Here is a 24,554-nt window from a genome sequence, read left to right on the forward strand (position 1 = left end):
ACATTCTAATCGCTCTTGTTTAATAGATTTACAACGATGAATTTGAAACCAAGATTTCCATATTTTAAATAACAGCTGTCGGGTAAAAGACTGGCGCGGTATCAATTGTGACCCGTTTCCAGCCTCTCCCCATAAGAACTGCTCGTGAGGTTTTCCCTCAAGCAGCTCACCCCATAAACTTCATCAAAAGGGTTATGAGACCTATCAAATGGCAGACACTTTCATCGGAAACTCTCTGCACTTTTCAGGGGAAGGACTTTCCAGTCCCAGTAAAGCCCCAGTACACCATAGAGATATTCGTTACTCCATCTCTGCCATCCGATGCTACGCTTTCGTCTTCGTTTCCTTCTCGTTAACAGTGTGCGAATTTTCATCTCCGTATAATCACGTACTTCACTGAAAGCTTGACTAGAGTTCCCAACCCGGAAGTAGTTCACCCATCCAGTCAGTACGGCATTGATTTGTTTTATTAAGTCTTGTGCTGACTTCGCTCCTGCGTTTTGAATGAGTTCGCGAATTTTTTGCTTTCACTGTCGTGCGAGCTTTCTTCTTCGGGTTCATGAAAACGAAGAATCCATTCTTATTTCGGTTCGGTATTCGTCTCAGGTCAAACCCTAAAAATCCGAAGGATTCTCCTTTTAGGACATTGACCATCTGAGTCTTCTCCAGATCCAGTTCAACTCCCAAAGGCTTTAACTGTTCCCACAGTCGTCGTAATGCCAGTTCAGCCCATCCACTTTTACTGGAGTGTCCGCTTACAGCGATAACTATATCGTCGGCAAAACGGTGATAGTTTACAGCTTCGTAATTGCCCTCAGCTGTTTTGCGTCGAATGGCATCAAATGTCCAATCCACTTCATTGAGGTAAATGTTCGCGGCTAGTGGAGAAAATGGTCCCCCTTGCGGGACACCGATCTTACCTGTTGCCTTAATTACCTGTTTTACAAGATGCATAACCTGTGGGTCTTGGACACGTTTCGCGATTTTCTCCAATAATATGTTGTGTCGAATTGTATCAAAGTAGCGTGACAAATCAACATCAATTATTATGGTCATACGGCGCAATATACTGCGTCGTACTTCCGCCAATGCCTGATGTGGAGAGCGTTTCGGCCGAAATCCATACGAGTTTGGACAGAAATCAGCTTCAAAAATTGCTTCTAATATGAGTTTTAGCGCTCCTTGTACTACACGATCTCGTATACATGGAATTTGCAGAGTTGGCGTTTTGCCGTTTGCCTTTGGGATTTCTACTTTTCGATTGGCTTGTGGTCGGTATATTCCAGCTTGCAATTCTTCTTGAATACCCGTTAAGAATGGGATAACTCCTTCTAGTTCTATATCAGCAAAACTTTTTCCATCAATGCCTGGAGCACCGTTGTTTTTCCTTGCTTGCTGATATGCTTCGTGAAGGGTTGTCATTTTAGTAATGTGGGTAAATAGCCCCCAAAACCGGTGCGTAGGTTCAGACTTCGCCTTTCGATAGATTCGTTGCCTTAGTTCCTGCAAAGTGATGGGTGTTTTTGTCATGGCACCCTTGCCTCCTTTAGTCATACGAAATGTTTACAGGTTCGGACCCTTTCCTCCCCGCGCGTTTTGCTGCACGCAGATTTCTGGTACTACGATCCGTTCCGCCACCCTGACACCTACCGTTCTCACTTCCCGGTCGCGGTTATAGAGACGGTCTCCTCGATGAGGTTTCTTCATCGGGTGTCTAGGGCTTCTCCAGTTTCCACATTATCTTTCTCTCCATGTCGCCGCTGATACCCCGCCGGTGAGAACTGCCGTTCCAGACTCATTTCGGTCAGTTCTTGTTGCTTTCGCACGTTATCGACCGTCTCAGCCACCGGAATTGCGTGTAACGAGGCTACATCTACGTTCACTGTACGTTACAACCTGGAGATTTGCCCACATGCCTTTTGCATGTGATGTCAGAGGGCTTCGCCATGTCGCTTTCACTTCATGGCGCCTCTCAGGCTAAGGGAGTGGAGTCTATTCTCCCGATTGGACTTTCACCAACTAGATAATGTGTCCTTATCTGGACAAGCCAATTTGCCAACGTAATGAATATAGGTCATAGATTTTCTCTTTTGGTACCCATTCCGTAGGAATGTTTGTCATATATACCGTGATACCTTGTAAAAGCTTCGTGCGCTCTGTATATGTAATCCCTTTTTTCTTTTCACGAATAGCTCGGTCACGTAAGCGTTTCTGTTTTTGCTCCTCGGTACATCTATAAACTACAATACGAGTAGGCAGTTTGTCTTTACTCCCTACATATACATCGTGTAATTCATAAACTTGGCCAGGTTTTAATTGTTTCATAATGTCTTCCAAATGAATTTGTATATATACTGGTTTCAATTGAGGAGGTTTTGTTTTAAATACGACTGTTTCGAACTCTTTTCTATATATTTTAGTCGGTAACTTAAGACGGGATAAATAATACCCCTGCTTGTCTTGAATAGACTTAAAGTCTTGTAGACGAAAATATCCTAAGTCACGGATATACAGCTCATTCTTTTGTATCATGTCTGTTCGAGTCGCACCATACGCCTGATCACTTCGTTTTCCTGGTTCAATTTTCACATCAGAAAACTCTCCACTCAACAAGTCATACTCTAGTTGAATTTTCACACCAGCTTTATGACTACATCCTCCGGCACCAGGATACATAGCTGCGAATCGATCTGGAACTTGAAAGGTTGTAGAATCAAGGATGCGAATGCGCTCAAAGTAGGAAGAAAGAGAATGAGAAATCTTAGATACGCCTCCAATCTTAGCCTGTAGAAGCGTAGTAAATACAGTACGAAAAAAGGCTACAGAAGCCGAGTTAAATCGCCGATTAAGTCCTTCCGGACTTAATAAAACTCCTGTTGAAGTTTCTAATTGACTACATAGTTGGGTAAGAGAGGTAGTAGCGACTTGTTGATTTAGCCATACACACAAAGATAAAAAATGATGCCCGTGGCACTTCCGTTTTCGTTTCATCCCGCCTGCTTCTATAGCTAATTGATTAAGTGTAGCGGGAGACATATATCGATATAACTCTTCGGCAAATAAAGACAACTCTTGCTTTTGATGCATATTCATAAAAAGCACATCACCCTTTCTCATTAATATAAGAAAATAGTAACGCGCTTTTAATTTCAAAAATAGCCCGAATCCTTAAATTGATGGATGTGGGGTGGTACCCTATTCCAGGCGATTCAATTGATGTTAAAAATAAATCACACTGGAATGAAGTAACTTTTAAACAATTTGGTAAAAGTTTAGGGAGAATGCATGCAATATCAAAAATTCACAAATTTGAAAGCATACACCGTCCTGCTTGGCGTAATGATAACCCTGATGTCTTTAATATTAGAGAAAACCTAATTCCGTGGATTGGAGAAAAATATGATAAGTTACTTAACAATCTCACATCCGATAACATAACGCCTGACAATTTCGGCCTTATCCATAATGACTATCATCAGGGAAACTTAATTATGGACAAGAAAGGATTTATAACCATTATTGATTTTGATGATTGTTCTTACAATTGGTTTGCACAGGATCTTGCAGTAGCTTTCTATCATGCTTATTGGCAGCACGACTCCTTCAAGGGATATAAAACAGAAAATAGCCTACATAAGGATACAATTAAACAAATCCCAACCTTCTTGAAATTAAGAGAGATTTATTTGTATCAAATATTTAATCAATCATGGGATACGAATCATTTAGAAGCATGGCAAGAGTACACCCTGCAAAATCTAGAAACAAAAATTAAAAATGAAACTCCCTATGCTGGTATTCATGATTTTTCTATTTATTTATAATGCCTTAACCATATTTCATTTTATCAAAACAAAACATGAAAACGAGTGATAAATCAAATAGATTTTACATTCGTTTTTTATTGATGTATCAGAGTTTATCATGCTTTTATTAAAAAAAGAAGCACGAATGCCTCTTGGTAGATCGTCAACTATTCTCTCTTCACCGTGAGATTATTCTGGTTGTGTATGAAGTAAGTTGGGTGGTTTCTGCGTGATTTGATTGAACTTCCTAGCGCTCCGGTGTCATAAAGTCACATTCCTTGCAAAGAGTAAATATGCTACCGGTATCATCCGTATGAGAGACCAAATTAACGAAACATCCAGCAATGAAAATTGCATACATTTCAGTATTAGGATTATCAGATGTTAAAATTGAAATAGAACAATGGGCAGCTAAGTCATAATATAAATACACACTTCATTCCATTTGGAGAGCAGTTAGCTTTTACTAGCTACTTTTATTTATAGGTTGGCTTTAATTATCTTTTTCCTTGTGTTCCTCATTAACCTGGATATATTCCCCAACAATTTAAAGGTGCATCCCCAATCAAATTTAATGATTGAGTATGCACCTTTAATATTTGCCTATCTATTATATGAATACATTTTTGTACGTATGCGTTTTAAATAGTGGTGTCTAATAATAAAGAAGTAAATCATTTGAATGCAAATAAAGCTTACTAATACTACAATTGAGCTTTGTAAAACAGACATTTCTCTGCTTACTGTTTGTCCTAATTGATGAAACGTTAGAAATGCAAAACTACTGTGAAGCATCGCCACTACTATCGGCAGGAAAAATAGTAACATCATTTGTCTTGTCACAATTTGCTTTAACTCTCTTTGACTTAAACCTAATTTTGAGATCATTTCATATTGCACTTGATCACGTTCTAAATCAGTAAATAGACGAAAATATAAAAAACTTAGCGTAAATACGAAAAATACAATGCCCACCATTACACTTGAAATAGAAAGTAATCCATTTTGTTGTTTCATTTCAATCCATCTTAAATACAGTGATGAAAACTTATAATAATCTTCTTGATTCGTACCAATGAACTTCTTAAGACTTGTGGAAATCGCACTTGTTTCAGACCAATCTTTAACGATAAAACCGTAAATAGTGTAATCTCGGAGTACGCCTTCTTCTTGAACCTGTATGACCTTATTATAAACAGCATCAGAAACAATAACAGGGTTATCAATCATGGCTAACTCTGGAATATACACTGTTTTTTGTACAGAAAGTGGAATCTCGAGTTCACCATGATTTATTTCAAAAAATTTCAGATGCTCTGTACTTTTCTCTTTCTTATTAAGTCGTATAGCAATGCTATCATTTTCATTTGTTAGTTTCTCTATTTCATATCCTAATTTTTTAGCGTATTCATTATACGCAGAAAGATTAATCAAAGCCAATCCGTCTAATGTCCTTTTAAATTCTGTTGCTACAAGGTTATATGAAAATCCAGATTCCTCTAATTGTTTCTTTATTTCTTCAATATGAGCTTTTTCTTCTATATTCCCCTTATCTGAACGATAGGTAAATGCATATGGAGTCTCATGCTTAGCCAATTCAGGATTTGCAATAGCCGTACAAACTCCAATTGCTGTAAAAGATACTGCAGATATAACTGATACAATAAAAAAGGTTCTCGCATTATCTTTCATGCGATACATTAATTCTGAAATAACAAGGAGATTGGTTGTTTTAAAGAATGTAGTTTCTCTATTTTTTAAAGCGGATAACACATATACACACAATTGAGTAAAGAAGAAATAGGTCCCACATACAATGAATACGACTCCTACTCCTACGAGTAAGAATAGTTGTTTTAAAGTCATGTAATCCACCGCAGCGATACTGTGGTGAACACAGGAGTAACCCGCTCCCAATAAAATAAGTACCAACAAGGATATACAAACAGACACTATTGGCTCAGTTTTTGGTTTTTCATCTGATTTTATGAGTTCTACAAGTTCATTCATTTTCACCATTTTTGATGTAAACAAAGAAATAAGTAGAAATAAAACCAAAAAGGACATTGCTGTTACTACCATTGCCTTGATTGGAAAGTAAAATGCTAACGTTTGCTCTATCCCTAATAAAGACCCACTAATTAATAAAAACAATTTAGAAAAAACCATTCCTAGTCCAATGCCTACTACGATTGAAGGGATTCCAATCAACATATTTTCGAAGAAAATTAATCGATGAAGCTGCTTATTAGACATTCCGTGTAACATTAATAATCCAAACTCTTTTTTTCTATTTTTTAAAAATGCACTAACAGAATAGAAAATAAATAAGAAAGAAAAAACAAAGATTAAGTAATAGGATAAATGAAATCCTATTTTTCCAAATACACTCATGATGGTACTTAGATGAGTCAGCTTACCTTGTAGGTTCGGATGAAAGACAAGTAGCCCATAAGTGAAAAAAATCAATACCGCAAATGTACTACTAAAAAAATGACCAAGATATATTCTTTTATTTCGTAAAACATTATTAAATGCGAGTTGTCGAAAAGTCATGTTTATTCCCCCCTAACATAGAAAGACTATCCATAATTTTTTTATAAAATAATGGACGATTATCTTTGCAAGTAACTTCATTGTACAACTGGCCATCTTTAATAAAAATTATGCGGTCACAGTAACTTGCAGCAACTGGATCGTGCGTTACTAACATCATTGTTGCCTTTTCTTCTTTGTTTAAGAGTGTTAATAGTTCCATCACATCTTGAGAGGCTTTAGAATCTAAGTTTCCTGTCGGCTCATCGGCAAGAACCAATTTAGGAGAGTGAATGAGTGCACGGGCAATCGCTGTTCGCTGTGCTTGCCCTCCTGATATTTCATATGTTCGCTTATTTAAAATTTCGTTGATTCCTAATTTTTCCGAAATAGATTCTACTCGTTTATTTATTCTTTTCACATTGATGCCATCTAATACGAGCGGAAGAACTATATTCTCTTTTACTGTTAAAGTATGCAGCAGATTAAAGGATTGAAAAACGAATCCTAATTGTTGTCTGCGAAATAAGGCCAAATCATCGGCGGAGAGTTGATACGGATTTTGATTATGAATACATACACTGCCTGATGTTGGCGAGTCAATAGTAGAAATCATATTCAATAATGTTGTTTTCCCACTTCCCGAAGGTCCCATTATCCCAACAAATTCCCCCACCGTAATTGTTAAGTCTATATTTGAAAGTGCTGTATGTGGAACCTTTCCTGTATATTCTTTACTAAGATCATTTACTTTTACTATTTTCATATGAGAAATTCCCTCCAAATGTACACACTACGAATGAGATTTGATACAAGATATCTGCCCAAATTATGATTTTTTTAATACGAGTCATGTACAATTCACAACTGATCTGTTTCGGCTTCTCCTATTGAAACTGGGATAATTGGTCAAAATTATTAAGTACCAAATTAAATTTCATATCGTAACACATGATTTTTATTCATGTTTCTGTTTTTCATTGTAGTAGTAAGGTTGTTTTTCTCATATTGAATTACCTTTCATTTGTCTTACACGCTTGCAATGTTTCTGAAAATACAGTTTATAAATTCAGTGAGCGTATTTTAGGAGGAGGTAGCAATAAGAATGCTACACGATTACTTTCCTTTACCGAACTAGGTTTCTATATAGTAATTCATAATATATTTTTACCATAATCAAGTTCTTCTTCATCTAAAAGTGGAACAAATACATTACTTAGAATGTCTATTACGTATATTCCTGAAAATAGATGTCCAAATCGGATACAACCTATCTCGTTAGACACCTATTTATACAGTTAATAAAAAAATGAAAGGACTCATTATTTTGCAAAAGAGAAGAATGTAAAAAAGGTGTGTATTGAAATACTACGTTTACATGTTACCAGTTTCATACTTTTACGGGATACTCCTTGCAAGTGAATAGGTAATAAAAACGCTTCGCTTGAACAGTGGGTTATTCATTTCGTAAACGTTTTTAACCTGAAATATTTTAGCTGCAAAGTATCGTTATCGTATGCTCTCTACAATTGCATCAGTATGAAAAACTAGACTAAATCCATATATTCTTGAAAGAGGTTGAAAATTATGTTCGTTTTAAACAAGTTCTTTACCAACTCACATTACAAAAAGATTGTACCTGTCGTATTACTTTCATGCGTGACACTGATAGGCTGTTCTAATAGTAATACGCAATCAGAATCACCTAAACAAACAAATCAAATCAATCAAGTTAAGCAAGTAAATACAGGTAATCATGCTTTTGCTAAACTTGAAAAAGAATATAACGCTAAGCTTGGTATTTACGCACTGGACACAAGTACGAATCAGACTGTTGCTTACCATGCAGATGATCGTTTTGCATTTGCCTCTACATCTAAATCATTAGCAGTGGGAGCTCTTTTACGTCAAAATTCAATAGAAGCTCTTGATGAAAGAATTACGTATACACGTGAAGACCTATCTAATTATAATCCAATTACTGAAAAGCATGTGGATACAGGAATGACGTTAAAAGAACTTGCAGATGCTTCTGTTCGATATAGTGACAGTACAGCACATAATTTAATTCTTAAAAAGTTAGGTGGTCCATCCGCATTTGAAAAAATCTTGAGGGAAATTGGTGATACTGTTACTAATTCCGAGCGATTTGAACCTGAATTAAATGAAGTAAATCCAGGAAAAACACATGATACAAGTACACCAGAAGCAATCGCTAAGACGCTTCAATCTTTTACATTAGGAACTGTACTACCATCTGAAAAACGTGAACTGTTAGTAGATTGGATGAAGAGAAATACGACTGGGGATAAATTAATTCGTGCGGGCGTACCAAAAGGATGGGAAGTAGCTGATAAAACAGGTGCAGGTTCTTATGGAACAAGAAATGATATCGCAATAATTTGGCCACCAAATAAAAAGCCAATTGTTCTTGCCATCCTTTCTAATCATGATAAAGAAGATGCAGAATACGATGATAAACTTATTGCAGATGCTACTAAAGTCGTGTTAGATACTCTAAAAGTTACGAATAAATAAAAATAGGTTATTAGTAATCCATTTTAGTCACGTGTATTCTCTGTTAACAGATTCATGCATGCTACTCAATTAAAAACAAAAACGCAGCTCCACTTGGAATTGCGTTTTTTCTATTTTACTAATTGATTTGGGATAACCGCCTGTGTCATCCAGTGCTGCTTGCTTTGCACCACATGCCCATCAACTTAAGTAAACAAATCCAAATTAGGAACTTTGATTTGTCTTGCAATCCCATCCAATGATACCTAACCTTTTATGAAAGTCATGTTCCTCAAAACGTAGATATCTCATTGTCTATCTCCACAATTCTGGACTTAATTCCTAGAGAATATATGTATGTTAGTTGTGCTCAAGAAAAAACATAGTATGTCGTCCCTACTTTATAAATCATTTAACATTCCCTTCATTTTCTTCCATGTTCTTCATCAACTCAAAGTCTTCCGCACTTTGAATATCCTCACCAATGACCATAATTATGAGGAGTCTAAACTTTGAAGAAAACAACAAAAATAGTGTAATTAAAAGCTACATACTATTTTTGTTGTTTTCTTTTTTAATCAGTAAAAATTTGTTAATTATTACAAGCATTTAATGTATTACACTTTTTTCGTCCTTTAATTTCCGCGGGCTGGGCACCAAGCCAATACGTTGGAAAAGCAGTCCCTTCAGTAACACCCCCATCACGATGCATGTAATAACGCTCATCATGGTTAGATTTAAAGTTTCCTTCAAGTGCAAGTTCCACCCACTCTGCACCAAAACGAAAAATTTCTGCAGCTACTCCACCAAGTGGGTGAAATTCATTCTCATAGACGCGTATCTCCTTTGGTGCCTCTACAAACTCATAAAGACTTAATGCTTCTTCCAAACGGGTAAGTTCATCAAATTCTCCTATTCCCATGAAGACTGGACAAGTAATCTTTGGCGCTAATTTCCACAAATTCATCTGGCTACTCAATTCGTTTTCAAAAGCAACTTCATCAGTGTAACCAGACATGTACATAAAATTTGCTTTGAAACTCGGCTGCGCTCTGTTAAAGATGGTATCAAATTCACCATATACACCTTCAAAAGTCGCTATAGCGTTTATACGATTATCACTCGCAGCAGCTCGCATCCCCCAATATCCGCTCATACTGATACCAAAAAATCCAATCCGCTTTGAATCCACCTCAGGCCGTTTTGATAGGAAATCGATATAACAACTAACGGCGCGTTCGTAATTAGTCAAATCAACTTTTAGACCTTCAGATACAGATTCACCTTGCCCCGGCCCTTCAATTGATAGAGCTACGATACCACGAGACGTATAATAACGTTGTGCAATCTGTATATAGTCTTCCTTAATCATATCCATACCTGGACCTAATATTACTGCTGGTGCATTCTGAACTTCACCTGAGGGCAAATGAAGTAGTGCATATATCTGTTTGCCTTCAAATTCTAGTACTATGCGTTGTACTGTTCCTCCTCCAAGTGATGAAATAGCTGCCACACATTCGTTACAACGTTCTCGAAATGCCAATTTTCGTGGATCGTCATTAAAATATGAGTATTGTGCACGTCCCCACATAACAGCCGCTCGCTGATATAGATCACGAGCAGTAACAGTGAATCCCTTTTGTTCATAATGTTTTGCACGTTCTTGAGCCTGAGAAGCAACTGTGGCCCATGCTTTTGGTATCATTGCTCCACTTTTTACTTGAGAAAAAACTTTATCAAAATCAGTGTGGTCGTGCCCTAACTGTTCCATAGTTGCCTTTGCTTCAGGATGCAAAGCATCAAACCCACCAAGTGCGAGGGCTATATCTAAAGCCCATCCTTGAGATTGTGAGCGTTGAGTCATAATAATCATCCCTTATAATTTAATTAAGCACTTAACTACTAAGTACTTAATTAAAATACTGAGGTATAATATGTACTTTTGTCAAGACTATAAATAAAGACGTTTTATTATTTTTTTGATGATTTAAAGTGCGCATATATAATATTGCTTAGAAAATGAATAGCCAAACTCTACTTAATTTGACTCTACTCTTATTCATATGTTAATGTTAACTTCATATAATTAAGTACTTAGTTAATGAGGAAATGGTGATGTTATGACAAATTCTTCAAATAAGTTAACTGCGATAGACGAACTTAGCCAGGCTATATATAGTCTGACTGCAGCCGATGGACGTTTAAGAGGGCGAGCTACTCGTACATTAGGGGCCGTTTCAATGGTCCATGCTCGAACCCTTAAAGTATTAGCTGAAGAAGGCGAATTGTCAGTCAAAGAATTAGCTGATCGAGCAGAAACTACTGCCGCTGGTATTACTCAATTAATCAATGGATTACAACAGGCCGGTTACGTTGAGCGTGTTCGTTCAAATAACGACCGGAGAGTTGTCAATATCCGACTTACGCCTAGTGGTTTAAATTGTCACTTAGAAAGAGAGAAAAAACTAAAACATATTCTTAATGCGAACCTTTCAAATTTTGATGAAGGTCAAATCGAGAAATCTTCTGAAATAATTAGATGTCTAGTCCATGTGCTTGACCAACTATAAGAGTATTTTAAAGCCTTTCTTGGGTTTTTAGAACTAACACATCGCTATTATGCTAAAATTTTATAGTAACCCCAGAACGAAATCTTATGTTAACTTGTAACAATAAAGCTCATTTTTTCGTTTTGAGGTATTTCAAAATATGAGCTGGATGGGCATGTACGGTGACCTCTATATAATTATTAGAAAAACATTAGTTTTTAATTGTATACACGCTAATTATGTTGATTTTCTGATGACTCCATCATAATGAATTTCCTCTTTTTATCAGTATTGGTAGGTAAAGAGGGAGCTAGTCACAAAAACAGGTTGTGGAGAAAGTCTTCTTCACAACCTGAGAGTAAGTTATATATCCAAATATGACCTGTTCTTTTAACTATTCAGTCTTTTATAATCTGTTATAGTCGATATAACTAGAGTCATAGTAAATCCACTGACCTGTTCCAATTCTGAGCCAGCCGTTCTTTTCTTCATATACGGTAACTTTATCGCCTTTACTTGTCTTTCTAACAATAGAATAGTTTGTACCTGCTCCGCTTCGAACATTTACCCCAATACCATTAATTTGAGCTGTTCCAATTACCTTTTCAACACTACCATTTTCAATTACTTGTAGCATATTTAGAATGAATGTTGCTGTTTCACCACGAGTTGTTGTTCCTTTAGGGTCGTATTGATTGTCACCCTTACCTCTTACAATACCCAGGCCATATAGTCTTTGTACGTCTTCTTTATAAATAATTTGGTCTTTGTCTGAGAATGGTAGGTTTACAACTGGTCCCCATATACCTTTATACTGTAAAGCCTTGTTTACAATAATTGCTGATTCTTCTCTTGTAATAGGTGTGTTTGGATCAAAATAACCATCTCCTCTACCTTGAATGATACCTGCACTTGCAGTACGTTTAATACCATCTCGTAAAGTTGAATTTGCATCATTTAGGTCTTTAAATGAAGCATCTCCAGCTGGCAGTTTTAGAGAGTTAGAGATTAATTGAGCAAATTCGGCTCTTGTTATCGCTCTATTGGGTGCGAAAACTCCGTTTCCTTCCCCTATCATAATACCCCTTCTATTTAACTCTCGAATAGCTTCTTCATACCAACCTCCTGTAATGTCATCTTTTGGTTGATAAAGATTATTATAATACCCCTCAACGCTATTTACGAATACATCCCATTGCCCATTATTAATCATGTTAGCAGGGCAGATTTTACCGCTCCATTTTTGATGTTTTACAATGTTATTTAACGGTACACCAGTTTCTTTCATTAAATAAGCTACAAGTTTCTTAGCGTTATCTACCGCTTTACTATAGTTTCCGTCACTGTTAACTGCAATTTCAATTGCAATAGATTCTCTATTACCTGGACCATCACCGTCTCCTGCGTGCCATCCGTTCTCGTTTAATGGTAGATGTTGATAAATCTCTTTATCGTCTACTGTAAAATGCCACGATGCAGCTCGATCTGTGTTCCCTACTGCTTGGTTATATAGGTATTGAGCGTGGTTTCTAGCACCTGCTCCTACACTTGTATTATCAGTCTCATGAATTGTAATATACTTTGGACTCATGTAGTTTTGAGGACGAATATTATCGTTACCTGCTGGAACAATCCATTCAGTGAATGGAACACCGTTTATTGTACTAGAGGTGCTAGGTGATATGGGAGACAGACTACGTTTTGTTCTGTTTGAATTGTTAGGAACAGTTAATGTACCTGTTTCTTCATGAATACCTTCTGAACGTTGAAGACTATCTACTTTCTTATTGTCGACAGTACCTCCACCACGTCCATCTACCTCTTCAAAACTAGCTTCAATACTTTTTAAAGCCTGTTCATCTGTTGTTTGAAGTTGGTCTGTGTTACCTTGCACTTGAAGGCTTGTAGATTGCTTATTGTTTACTGATTGTTGTTCCTCTGCAAACGATACCAATGGTGAAGATATTACCGTTAATCCTGCCGTGAATGCTACTACTTTTTTATTAAATTTAATATTCATTTTGAATTTGGTATATCTCACTATTTTAATAGATATACCTTCCTCCTTGTACTTCTTTTAGTCTAAATAATAGTGTGAATAATAGTTTAAATAATCATAGCCTGACCCTCAAAGATAATGGATTAATTTTCCACTTCATATGATAAACCGAAATCTTTAAGTCCTACTAGATATATCAGTATTTCAGAATTATAACACAGCACGATTGCAAAAATATAATTAAATAACATAAATAATTTTTAATGTATAAAACGATTCTGGTGCAAAAATTCCAAGACTCTTACAAGTAATATCCTAATCTTGAACATACTGATATGTATGACTCTAAAAAAGGTTTTTGATTAGTATAGAAAAGGAAAATCCGTTTAAATGGAGGCATTATCAGCCCGAATTAATCTTATTAACAGTGAGTTTGGTACCTAAGGGACAATTTGAGCTTCCGTAACCTGGTGGTATGCGACTTAAACAACAAAAGTACTTGAATGAAATAATAGAACAAGAGCATTGCCTAATTAAAAAGCAATGCTCTTGTTCTATGCTAGCGTTCAAATATTTTGACACATCTACAAATATTCATTCTGATTAAGGGTGGCACTATCAAATGAAACAATACCGTCATTCTCTTAAGCAATGTGACATAACACAAAGTATGTCTCGCAAAGGAAACTGTTATGACAATACCGTTATTGGAAATTTTTTCGGTATCATGAAATCGAAATTTCTGTATCAAAAAGAATTTGAAAGTATAACACATTTCAAACAAGAATTAGCAAAGTATATAGACTACTATAATCATAAAAGAATAAAGACAAAATTAAAGGGTATGAGCCCGGTACAATACCGGACCTAGAGGCTGCCTAATGAAACGACTTGTCTAACTTTCGGGGGGCACTTCAGGGTTTACCGTACCCATCAAACTAATTAAAATAGGTACACTAAAATGCTTAGATACCCTAATTTATTTACACAGGTTAGAAACATCAGGCTATTTTTAAAGACTTTAGGATTATTGAATAAACAGTAAGAAATGGATTAATCCAGTATTTTATTCTTCACTAATAAAAGGAGCAATTATTTTTTTTTCATAAGAAGATAGCACGATATTCGTTGAAGGCGTACCATATTGCATTGTATCATCAATAAATTGCTCTAAACTTTCTACAGAATATATTGCTATTTTGACAATATAGCTAATTTCCCCTGCTACTCTGTAACATTCAAGTACATCTGGATGGTTATAGCAAAAGTTAGCTAATGATTTACAATCCTTTGTCTTAAACAAAATAAGTGCAGAAATTGGGCGATTCAATTTTTTTAGAGAAACATGTGCATGATATCCTTCAATAATTTGCTGTTCCTCTAACTTCCGTACGCGCTCAGTTACTGATGGAGAAGATAAGTGAACGTATTCTGCTAAATCCTTCATTGAAATTTTTGCATTTGACTGTAATAATTCCACGATTTTTTTATCAATCTGATCCATAAATTATCCAACCTTTTTTTATAAACTAGAATAAATGAAATTCTTTATATAATAAAGCTAAACAATCAAATTTCCTTGTTCAACTTATGTATCAGCCTACTATCTTTATATAAAATTAGGATAGAAGGAGGCGATTTTCAATATGAAAAAGATTTGTTTATTATTAGCTGACGGATTTGAAGCAGTGGAAGCGAGTGTATTTACTGACGTACTAGGCTGGAATAAATGGGAGGGTGATGAGTCCACCGAGGTCGTAACAGTTGGTCTTCGAAATAAATTAACCTGCACCTGGAATTTTACTGTCATACCAGAAAAAACGGTTGATGAAATTCAATTAGACGAGTTTGATGCATTAGCTATTCCAGGGGGATTTGAAGAAGCTGGTTTTTATCAGGATGCATACAGTAATGAATTCTTACATGTTATTCAACATTTCCATGCCAAACAGAAGCCCATTGCCAGTATCTGTGTAGCATCTTTAGCACTCGGTAAAAGCGGAATCCTTACAAATAAAAAAGCCACCACTTACAGTCATCCAACAAGTAAACGAAAAGAGCAGTTAAAGAACTTTGGTGCAATCGTACAAAATGATTTAATTGTTCAGGATGGAAATATTATTACATCTTCAAATCCAGGTACAGCTTTTGATGTTGCCTTTTTATTACTTGAAATACTAACATCTAAACAGAACGCTACACATGTAAAGGATCTTATGGGATTTTAGGAATATCTCATCAATAAATGGGTAATTTGTAAATTTTTAAAGTTTATCATTAGTTATGTGGTAAACATCCATGCTCTAGTTCTATGTGTCGAACCAATGGGAAGTCTATCTTCAAATTCACTACATAAGCAATTATAATAGTATATAGTTTATATATTAGAATATCTAGTAGCAAAAGGAGACAGACAATTCATGTTAGACACGATTTATACACCACTTATTTTAGGTATAGTCTTTCTACTTTTATATTTTACAGGAAAAAGAGAAGATAGAATGATACTCTTCTTATCTTTCATTTTCCTGATCGATTTCGTAAGCCGTGCCATTGAAGAATCTAGTTTTAGAGGTACAAATGTAGATGCATTTTGGAAATTACTGCATATTATGCTGACATTTATCTTATGTGTACTTGTATTCCGTGATTTCCAAAAATCGTGGAAGAAGCGGAAAGAAGCGAAGAAGAAGATATAAAGCGTTGATGTATCTAAAAAGAGAAAGGTATTCCATCCAAAAATATGGAATACCTTTTTTCTGTTACGAATGTGTTTCTATTTTTTGGAACCATACACCGTAAGAAACCCCAGAAAATGCATAATATCTGCATGTATAATATTTTTAAACACTGTCAGCTGCTCCCCCGTAAAGGGGTACAGTTCCCTAAATGCAATTAATCTCGGGTATTTGTCTTTTTAAATTACCTCATGTAATTGCTGTATTTGTTTTTGTGAATAATGTTATTTTACTCCTCTATTCCCTTCTGTTCTAGCGTTCTCCCAAGTCGCATCATCCATGACTATAATAAAGTTATCGGGATCAACGTATAAAGTAACTTCGCAGACTTCTAAAATAGGAGAAAACCTTAACTTTTCTTGAAATAAGAACTCTAGGTACATTTTTGTTTCCACCGCATTGCCTGTATGAATGAATTTATTTTCTTTCACAATATCAACCATCATTTGCATCTATTGTAGTAACTTTTTTATTCGTAAATATAGCCAATTCACATTCTATTCCATAAACGTAGTTATTAATCAAGATTCATTCATAATGTCTCTTACTGCTATGAGTTTATGCTTCTTTTAATCTTTCAAATATAAAAATATTAGTTCCCCTCTTTGGTACAGATACGGAATGTTGTTACCTTTAGTGCCTGCTTCTCTTGATAGGGCATAAATAAGTAATCTTGTAATGTACCTTTAAAGACCTGAAACCCATTTGAGTATGCGATAAATGTTTTATCAAAATTTGACGACGTAAGTGTAGACATTAGGTTTTTCAGCTTATTTGTTCACTCCTGTTTTCCATTCAGATTTTGTAATGGTCCCGTCAAAGTTGTATGTAATCTCTAATTGGTCATAACCACTCTTATAGATATGCTTCGTACTCGTTCCGTTCGGCTCAGTAACATCTGTCCAAGGTAGGTTACTATCATCTATCTCACGAAAGTTCACACCCTCCTTCGCTATTTGTAACATATCCTTACTAGCCCATCTTGAAAGCTTTGGCTTAATTAGTTCTTTGTATGTTTCCTGCGCTTCTGAACTTCCTAGAGAAGTGAGATTCGCATATGCTTTCTTTTCTCGGGCTGCATATTGCTCCTCTTTGAGTGTTTCCTCTTCAGATTTCTCTGGCTCCGTATTTTGAATTGGCGTTTCTTCCTCTTTCTCAACAGGCTTTTCTTCAGCGCTATCTACTTCTCCATATGTTTCTTCAGCGCTATCTACTTCTCCATATGTTTCTTCAGGTGGATTCTCTATAGCATACAGCTTAGCCTTCAGCTTGTCGTAATCACTTACTAGGTCATCATACTTTTCGGCTAATTCCATTGACTTTTCTCGATAAAGTTCTACTTGTGACGATAATCTATCGTTTTTTTGGTTATAACAAGATGTTAACCCAAAAGAATAGGAAAACGACTGCCCCATACTTTGCAACTGTCTTTCCTTTAATAGATTGTACTTTCTCAGCAATTGTAGATTTCTCTGATTTCATAATTTGTAATCTTTCCCCCTAGTTACTCAATAATCTATTTATAATAATTTGGTTACATGTAAATTTTTACATGACTAGACATCGGATGTCCAGTTGACTATCCTAGACAATTAGTCCTTTTTTGTTTAAATAAATGATATTTCATTACATCATAGACAACAATATCTTCTTGCTCGTTGTTGCTATCCAGTTACTTATTCATGTGTTACCAATTCTTTATTGATTAGCAATTGCTTATAATTTCTTGGTATTACCCCGCGATAACTTTGTGCATTCAGAAAGAGATTTCTTTTCTCCATTTTCTCTAATTCAGATTGTAATTTATCAAGGTCAACTTGTTTTTCTTCTAATTTTTCATACACTTTATGCTGCATAACCTGAGCAATTTTTTGGAGCTGGTAATATGTATCATTCCAGATATTCGCCCACAGATAGAATTCTTCTCTTGTTTCATCCGTTAAATATGAACTATCCACTAAACAAGGAAGTAGTTCATCTTCACCAACTAAATGATACACGGCACAAGCTGGTTGCTCTCCTTTATCTGATACAAAAATAACAAGACGATCTGTTGTTTGTACATAATGAGAAAATGGTACACCTTCTAATACTACTGGTTCTTCATCAGAAATACGCTGAATGGATACATCAGGAAATGACTCCAGTATGGATTGATTTTGATACAGTTCATTGTAATATTTATGTACTAGGTAAACTATTTCCTGCATATGTTGACATGATGCCTGTAATGTACTCATAAATTCCTCCGTTTTCTGCATTACCATTATTCCTTATATAGATATATAAGTATACTTTGATATAAAAGGTATATCATTGTAAATTTATTCTGCCAATCAGCTTATCTAACCATTTGGTACTTATATAGCACCATCTATTATGTACTTCTGTTACAGTTAGAAAAAAGTAGATTCTTTTCATTTATTACGCCTTATGAAGCAAACTCAATTATTATATATATTATAAGATAGAAAAACAACAGAATTTTCATAAAGAACTCAAAAATTTTATTATTTAGGGAGAACAACATATTCGTAGAAGCAAAATAAATACATTGAGAGTAGCTTCCTTTTCTAAAAGTATGTACTAAAAAGGAAAAGAAAGACTAATATGTATTGGTCAATAAGACCTAAATATGTTTACAATCCCACTGTTTTAGAAATGCATCTTTGTAAATTGAGAGGTAAAGGAGAATACAAAATGACAGAAAATCGGGTTAAATTAAATGGAGGTTTTCATAACGATATTTTTCATAACAAAGAGCACAACAGCGTAGTCAGGATTTCCCCAAAAAGTAAAACGAAAGAGATGGTAATGCAAGAAATAGAGTGGATGGGTTTTCTACATGATAAAGGTGTACCTGTTCCAAAGGTTATACTCCCATTAGCATATGAAGGAGAACGAGTTAAGACAAATTTTGAATATATTCCAGGCGATTCAATTGATGTTAAAAATAAATCACACTGGAATGAAGTAACTTTTAAACAATTTGGTAAAAGTTTAGGGAGAATGCATGCAATATCAAAAATTCACAAATTTAAAAGCATACACCGTCCTGCTTGGCGTAATGATAACCCTGATGTCTTTAATATTAGAGAAAATCTAATTCCGTGGATTGGCGAAAAATATGATAAGTTACTTAACAGTCTCACATCCGATAACATAATGCCTGACAATTTCGGCCTTATCCATAATGACTATCATCAGGGGAACTTAATTATGAACAAGAAAGGATTTATAACCATTATTGATTTTGATGAGTGTTCTTACAATTGGTTTGCACAGGATCTTGCAGTAGCTTTCTATCATGCTTATTGGCAGCACGACTCCTACAATGGCAATACACATAATTTTTGTGATAGTTTTATGCGTAATTTCTTTAAGGGATATAAAATGGAAAATAGTCTACATAAGGTTACAATCAAACAAATCCCAATCTTCTTGAAATTAAGAGAGATTTATTTATATCAACTATTTAAACAATCATGGGATACGTATCATTTAGAAGCATGGCAAGAGTACACCATACAAAATCTAGAAACAAAAATTAATAATGAAACTCCCTATGCTGGTATTCATGATTTTTCTATTTATTTATAATGCCCTAATCATATTTCATTTTATCAAAACAGAACATGAAAACGAGTGTTGAACTCCCGCCACAAGTTTTTTCAGTAAAAGTATTAGCAAAAACCTTGTTAGGATTTCTCACTTCTCTTACATACTTACATTTTTATGGGTTTTTTTAGAAAATATTTGAAATATAATACAGTTGATTATATTATTATGTGTGTAAGATTTCTAGTTTTGAAAACTTTGAAGTTAATAGGGGGAAACAATAATGAAGTTAGGAAAATTAGCATTAATTGGTGTGTTAACTTTCAGCGGTTTTACTGCAATAGAAATGAGTAAGCCTACCTCACATGCAGCTGCAGCTTACTCAGATTCACTTAATGATGATTGGGGATTTAAAACCATTATGGATTTACAAAATTCAGATGAAAGTACATATCAACCTGATTGGAAGATTGGGAATTTAATGACTGGTGATACATTTTACTTAACACAGCACTTTGGTAGGGAACATTTTGGTGCACAAATGAAAATTTTTAAAGTGCACACAAATGGTACCCTAGAACGATTCCAAACAATAGAACCAGAGTTTATTCCTGGAACAGAAATTTGGCAAACCCCTATCACAGATAGCTATACAAGCGGTACTTATGTCGCTGCAATTAAATATCGTGGTGAATTCACGTATTCAAATCAATTTACAATCAATTAAGGATATAAACACATAAAAAAAGCACTTGAAAGAGGGCTTTTATAATTTCTCAATAACTGAAACTACTTAATGCAGTAAAATAATAATTGGATTGGCATCTAATTCTATATTAAGAAGATTCAAATCGCAAGAAGGCACCTTTGGTGCCTTTTCTTTATACAAATTTATAATGTATTATAGATGTTTTATAGTGCTTGAGCGTGATATTATTCAAGTTTTTTCGTAGAGAATGCGTAAATACAAACAAAACCAGTAATACATCTTTTCTGTGCCGTACTGGTTTTGTTTAAGATCATCTTAAATTGTAGCTAGTTCACCGAGATTGCAAATTCCGATTTCGGTGCCCCAGCGAATACGATTGTTCCGTTCTTCGGCAGTTTCACCTTGTTATTGCCACTCACGATGCTAAAGTTGATGCAAACTCCCTTCTCATCATACACCGCAAATGAACCATTTGATGGCAACGTCACGGTCATCCTTTTGTCTGTTGCCGCTTGTGGAATTGTAAACCATTTCGCATGCCCATTTGTATCCAACGTAACTTTGGATGATTGGCCTACATCAATTGGTTTTACATTAGATTCACTTACGTATAACAACCCAGCCATCTCCATATATTCATTTCCGCCTTCTGTATAGAAACGCGTTTCCGTCGTATCACGACCATTCATTACGGGAATTTGGATCTGATGCACCGCGGTGTTCGGACCTGTAATTTTTCTGCCATCCCAATAGCCTGCTGGGCCTTCCTTGCGAGTAATTTGTGTACTAAGAAGTTTCGGTTGAACGAGATATTGAATAGAACTAAATTTCTCGTTTACAAGATAGAACTTGACACCTTCCCTCTTTGCCCATGCAGCAGCGGTTTTCTTCGATAGCACGTTGTCTTCTAGTTTCTCAGCTAAATAGTGGGTCATCACACTTTGCCCTAAACCTGAATGAGATTTATATGCGCTCTCCTTCAAATAAGTTCTTCCATTCTTCTCGGTTACGAAGTTGAGCTTGGAGGTACCCTCCTCATTAATAAAACTTCCATCAGCAGTATATACATATTTTTCTTCTCGATTAGATGGTAAGAACAGTTCTCCGTTGTTCGTAATTTCAATTTTAAAATGAGTTTCGCTATTGCCATAAAATCCTGCTTTCTTTGCTACGCCTTGAGGCATTTTGACTTTGACCGGCTTGCCAAAGGATTTGTTCGGCTTGATGTCCTTAATAGTACCTTTTTCTTTAAGCCTGGTGAGTAGCAATTCAGTTGCCATTAGTTGATTTGTAGAGCTCCTACCACCAGATGACAATACAGCCGCTGCTATTTTCTGTTCTGGTAGCACGACTAATATAGCATGTTGCAGTGCCGTATCGCCGCCCTTAGCCAAAGCTTTAATCCCATATTCACTAAATGGGTATAGTTTCACACTATCCCAGCCAAGGCCATAGTTAAAAATATTCTCTCCATCCCCTGGCCATATTCCTTTTTTATATTCCTCTTGCTCCATTGCCTTGACTACCTTATCAGAGAGGATCCCTTTTCCCTGTCCCATAAATAATTGTGAGAATCGCACCATATCTTCTGCCGTAGAAGATATGCCTCCCGTACCAATTACATTCACCGATTCAATTGGAAGTTGACCTTGGTAAGCTGGGAAATATAGTCCAGCCCGATTCTCATCCCTCCATTTGTCCCGCGGCGTTTTCGTATGATTCATCTTTAAAGACCCTGTAAAACTTTGATGTAGAAATTCAGTAAAACTCATGCCACTAACTCTTTCCACCAAAATTTCGGCCAGCGTAAAACCATCGTTACAGTATACCGAGAAAGCGCCAGGGTCCGCCTTCAAGTTTTGATTTGACAGTTGCTGTAACAAGGTATCATGGGCATAGGTATCATTATCTTCAAATAAAAATGCATTACCTAACGTAGAACCTTGCAATCCAGAAGAGTGATTCAATAACATACGCGGTGTAATACGTTTATATCGACCGTCTTTCATCTTAAAATCAGGAACATAGCGGACAACAGGAGCATCCAAATCGACTTTCCCTTCATCGACCAATTTCATTACAGCCGCTGTTGCATACATTTTACTGACTGAACCAATCCCATATTGAGTATCTTTGGTTAGCGGCTTTTCCCCCTCCATATCATTCTTGCCAGCCTGACCCGACAAAATAAGTTTTCCATTATCAATTAGCGCATACTGCACGCTATTCGCTTCATAAGACTTTGTAAGTAGCTCAGCCTTCTCTGCTGCAATCTTCTTCAGTTCCTGACTAGCTACTTCTTCACCAGTTACAACTGTAGTCTCACTTTCAGAAAATGCTTTCGCTCCTGTTGGTAGAATCATAGTCACCGCTAATGCAGTGGCTAACACACCAGTTAGCTTATTTTTCATCACGGAATTACCTCCTTAGATAAGTGACCGTTTTCATCATTTGTTTGATCCACTATGAAAATATGATAAAACTTATCCGTTCTCCCCTTTGACCTACTTGCTAAATTCAGCAAGTAAAATATTTTTAAAAGGATCAGGACTATCAGCTTTAATACTGTTTAAATTGACGGCCAATGTATGCTTGCCTCCAAGTGTGCCCCCAGCAAAAGTTAAAAAACCAGGAATGGTTCCTCCATGCCCCCATATCGATACACCGTTTGAAAGCTTTATTTTGGAAATTCCAAGCCCGTAATCGCCAAGTTCATCTGTTCCTGTAGGGACGGTTGTAAGCATTTGCTTTAGTTGCTCTTCTTTCAGTAATTTGCCCCCAAGTAAATAAGAAAAGAATTTGTTTAAATCATCAGCTGTAGAAATCATATCTCCGGCCGAGCTCCCCATACTTGGGTTATAATAAGTAACATCTTTCGGCTCACTTGCTCCGTCTAATTGAATATATCCACGGGCATGCTTGGTTCCTGGAATGACGCTTGAATTTCCAGGTAAGAATGTATTCGATAATTCAAGTGGTTCAATAATTCGATTTTCAATCTCTTCCGCATAGCTGTTCCCAGTTACTTTTTCAATAAGAATTCCTAGTAATACATATCCTGTATTTGAATACGACCAGCTCTTTCCTGGAGCAAAATCTGGAGGCATGGATATTCCCATCTTTACTAATTCTTCAGCAGTATAGGATTTTTTTGTATCCATCATATTAAAATCATTTGACCTTGTGTAATTAGCGATACCACTTGTGTGATTCAATAATTGCCTGATAGTAGTCTGTTTATCATCATATCCATTTCCTTGAATGACATCAGGCAACCATTTTTCAATAGAATCGTCTAAATTCAAGCGATTTTCTCCTGCTAATTGAAGTACAACTGTTGCAGTGAACGTCTTTGTCACGCTGCCAATCCGGAAACGAAAATCTGTTTTCATTGGTTGCTTGGTACTCAGATCAGCTACACCAGCAGCATAACTCCATGTTTTTCCGCTCTTAGAAACTTTAGCAAGTATCCCTGGATATCCAAGTTGCAATGTACCCCGCATTGCCTCTTTGACGGAATTACGGTCTCTTTGAGTGCTTGTTTCTAACGAGTTAGATACATTTTGAGTGGACTCCGCTTTTACAATTGAGGTTGGAGTTGTATATAACAGAGAACCTCCAGTTATCAAAAGGGCTAAACCTGTACATGTAATTCGACAGTGCTTTTTCATCAAAATATTTCTCTCCCCTATTCATATTGTATATATGGTTTTTTACTGTTTTTAAACTAATCAATCATACAGCTTTCATCTTGACTAAAGACAAAAGGGCGATATTGAATTTGTAATCATTCTTATACCCACTATTTCACAAACGACTTTCTGACCTAAAAAATAACCTATCCTTTTTTCAGTTGTATGTTAACTTTTGTAATGTCTCTTTTCTTCCAAACAAGTCTTATTAATTAATTTGTTTTTTTATATAAATGTATGGTATTTGTTCCTCCTCTCAATCTTCTTTACATTTTAATCATACACAATGAAAATCTCTTTTTTCTTACCTCTTCCTTACAAATTCCTTACGTTCAAAATCACTTTTATAATTGATTATTTTTTATTTTAATAACATTTCATTTTGATTAATCTTTTTCAAATTGGATTCTTTTTAGTGCTCATTCACTAAGGATTTTCAAAGCATTGA

16 protein-coding genes and 5 pseudogenes are annotated in these 24,554 nt (G+C 35.7%); 9 read left to right on the forward strand and 12 right to left on the reverse strand.

The genetic code is table 11. The annotated features are described in order from the left end of the window. Positions 1 to 221: 221 nt before the first annotated feature. Positions 222 to 1,530 (reverse strand): annotated as a pseudogene (gene ltrA / locus HFD78_RS27675) (group II intron reverse transcriptase/maturase). Between the two features lie 513 nt (positions 1,531 to 2,043). Beyond that, positions 2,044 to 3,093, reverse strand: a pseudogene (locus HFD78_RS27680) (IS4 family transposase); the annotation flags it as partial. A 104-nt stretch (positions 3,094 to 3,197) separates the two neighbouring features. On the opposite strand from HFD78_RS27680, the pseudogene HFD78_RS27685 reads away from it, so the two are divergent. Next, a pseudogene (locus HFD78_RS27685) lies at positions 3,198 to 3,824 on the forward strand (phosphotransferase enzyme family protein); the annotation flags it as partial. A gap of 585 nt (positions 3,825 to 4,409) precedes the next feature. Here HFD78_RS27685 and HFD78_RS27690 read toward each other — a convergent pair. Together HFD78_RS27690 and HFD78_RS27695 are read right to left on the reverse strand one after the other, a co-directional pair. Continuing rightward, the gene (locus tag HFD78_RS27690) at positions 4,410 to 6,362 is read right to left on the reverse strand and encodes an ABC transporter permease (protein ID WP_000144205.1); all 1,953 of its coding nucleotides are present in this window, start codon (positions 6,360 to 6,362) and stop codon (positions 4,410 to 4,412) included. Continuing rightward, entirely contained in the window at positions 6,337 to 7,107 is a 771-nt protein-coding gene (locus tag HFD78_RS27695) for an ABC transporter ATP-binding protein (RefSeq protein WP_000706744.1), read from the reverse strand. The genes HFD78_RS27690 and HFD78_RS27695 overlap by 26 nt, the downstream gene beginning before the upstream one ends. A gap of 821 nt (positions 7,108 to 7,928) precedes the next feature. Here HFD78_RS27695 and blaIII point away from each other — a divergent pair. After that, positions 7,929 to 8,879, forward strand: a complete 951-nt coding sequence (blaIII, locus tag HFD78_RS27700) for a class A beta-lactamase BlaIII (RefSeq protein ID WP_000497842.1) — start codon at positions 7,929 to 7,931, stop codon at positions 8,877 to 8,879. A 571-nt stretch (positions 8,880 to 9,450) separates the two neighbouring features. On the opposite strand, the gene HFD78_RS27705 is transcribed toward blaIII, so the two are convergent. Further along, entirely contained in the window at positions 9,451 to 10,725 is a 1,275-nt protein-coding gene (locus tag HFD78_RS27705) for an alpha/beta hydrolase (RefSeq protein ID WP_000194252.1), read from the reverse strand. Positions 10,726 to 10,981: 256 nt separating this feature from the next. Between HFD78_RS27705 and HFD78_RS27710 the strand changes: the two genes are divergently transcribed. Beyond that, entirely contained in the window at positions 10,982 to 11,431 is a 450-nt protein-coding gene (locus tag HFD78_RS27710; protein WP_000185334.1) for a MarR family winged helix-turn-helix transcriptional regulator, read from the forward strand. 385 nt (positions 11,432 to 11,816) lie between these two features. Here the strand turns inward: HFD78_RS27710 and HFD78_RS27715 are convergent, their stop codons facing one another. After that, entirely contained in the window at positions 11,817 to 13,430 is a 1,614-nt protein-coding gene (locus tag HFD78_RS27715) for an S-layer homology domain-containing protein (RefSeq protein WP_074593999.1), read from the reverse strand. 346 nt (positions 13,431 to 13,776) lie between these two features. Between HFD78_RS27715 and HFD78_RS27720 the strand changes: the two are divergent. Both HFD78_RS27720 and HFD78_RS27725 read left to right on the forward strand, forming a co-directional pair. Further along, a pseudogene (locus HFD78_RS27720) lies at positions 13,777 to 13,882 on the forward strand (IS6 family transposase); the annotation flags it as partial. A gap of 134 nt (positions 13,883 to 14,016) precedes the next feature. After that, positions 14,017 to 14,280: pseudogene (locus HFD78_RS27725) on the forward strand (IS3 family transposase); the annotation flags it as partial. 195 nt (positions 14,281 to 14,475) lie between these two features. Here the strand turns inward: HFD78_RS27725 and HFD78_RS27730 are convergent. Beyond that, entirely contained in the window at positions 14,476 to 14,913 is a 438-nt protein-coding gene (locus HFD78_RS27730; protein WP_098330922.1) for an Lrp/AsnC family transcriptional regulator, read from the reverse strand. A 142-nt stretch (positions 14,914 to 15,055) separates the two neighbouring features. Here HFD78_RS27730 and HFD78_RS27735 point away from each other — a divergent pair, with 142 nt between their 5' ends. Further along, positions 15,056 to 15,637 carry a DJ-1/PfpI family protein gene (locus HFD78_RS27735; protein ID WP_086391328.1) on the forward strand — a complete coding sequence of 194 codons (582 nt, stop codon included), beginning with the start codon at positions 15,056 to 15,058 and terminating at the stop codon, positions 15,635 to 15,637. Between the two features lie 192 nt (positions 15,638 to 15,829). Further along, positions 15,830 to 16,108 carry a hypothetical protein gene (locus HFD78_RS27740; RefSeq protein WP_074593984.1) on the forward strand — a complete coding sequence of 93 codons (279 nt, stop codon included), beginning with the start codon at positions 15,830 to 15,832 and terminating at the stop codon, positions 16,106 to 16,108. Between the two features lie 263 nt (positions 16,109 to 16,371). On the opposite strand, the gene HFD78_RS27745 is transcribed toward HFD78_RS27740, so the two are convergent. The 3 genes from HFD78_RS27745 to HFD78_RS27755 all read right to left on the reverse strand — a co-directional run bounded on the left by HFD78_RS27745 (position 16,372) and on the right by HFD78_RS27755 (position 18,387). After that, positions 16,372 to 16,578, reverse strand: coding sequence for a hypothetical protein (locus tag HFD78_RS27745; protein WP_135238658.1), 207 nt, complete (start codon positions 16,576 to 16,578; stop codon positions 16,372 to 16,374). A 339-nt stretch (positions 16,579 to 16,917) separates the two neighbouring features. Next, entirely contained in the window at positions 16,918 to 17,463 is a 546-nt protein-coding gene (locus HFD78_RS27750; RefSeq protein ID WP_238797745.1) for a hypothetical protein, read from the reverse strand. 360 nt (positions 17,464 to 17,823) lie between these two features. Next, positions 17,824 to 18,387 (reverse strand): hypothetical protein, encoded by a 564-nt coding sequence (locus tag HFD78_RS27755; protein WP_137070521.1) that lies wholly within the window; start codon positions 18,385 to 18,387, stop codon positions 17,824 to 17,826. Between the two features lie 460 nt (positions 18,388 to 18,847). On the opposite strand from HFD78_RS27755, the gene HFD78_RS27760 reads away from it, so the two are divergent. Next, complete coding sequence (locus HFD78_RS27760) at positions 18,848 to 19,747, forward strand: phosphotransferase enzyme family protein (protein WP_098794714.1); 900 nt, start codon at positions 18,848 to 18,850, stop codon at positions 19,745 to 19,747. Positions 19,748 to 19,988: 241 nt separating this feature from the next. Then, entirely contained in the window at positions 19,989 to 20,432 is a 444-nt protein-coding gene (locus tag HFD78_RS27765; protein ID WP_097862964.1) for a DUF5065 family protein, read from the forward strand. A 308-nt stretch (positions 20,433 to 20,740) separates the two neighbouring features. Here HFD78_RS27765 and HFD78_RS27770 read toward each other — a convergent pair whose 3' ends face one another. Continuing rightward, positions 20,741 to 22,825 (reverse strand): serine hydrolase domain-containing protein, encoded by a 2,085-nt coding sequence (locus tag HFD78_RS27770; RefSeq protein WP_098204629.1) that lies wholly within the window; start codon positions 22,823 to 22,825, stop codon positions 20,741 to 20,743. 93 nt (positions 22,826 to 22,918) lie between these two features. Next, on the reverse strand, positions 22,919 to 24,085 hold the full coding sequence (locus tag HFD78_RS27775) for a serine hydrolase domain-containing protein (RefSeq protein ID WP_098204630.1): 1,167 nt from the start codon (positions 24,083 to 24,085) through the stop codon (positions 22,919 to 22,921). Positions 24,086 to 24,554: the final 469 nt, after the last annotated feature.

It is taken from the genome of Bacillus sp. EKM501B, assembly GCF_011800505.1.
GTDB lineage: Bacteria > Bacillota > Bacilli > Bacillales > Bacillaceae_G > Bacillus_A > Bacillus_A cereus.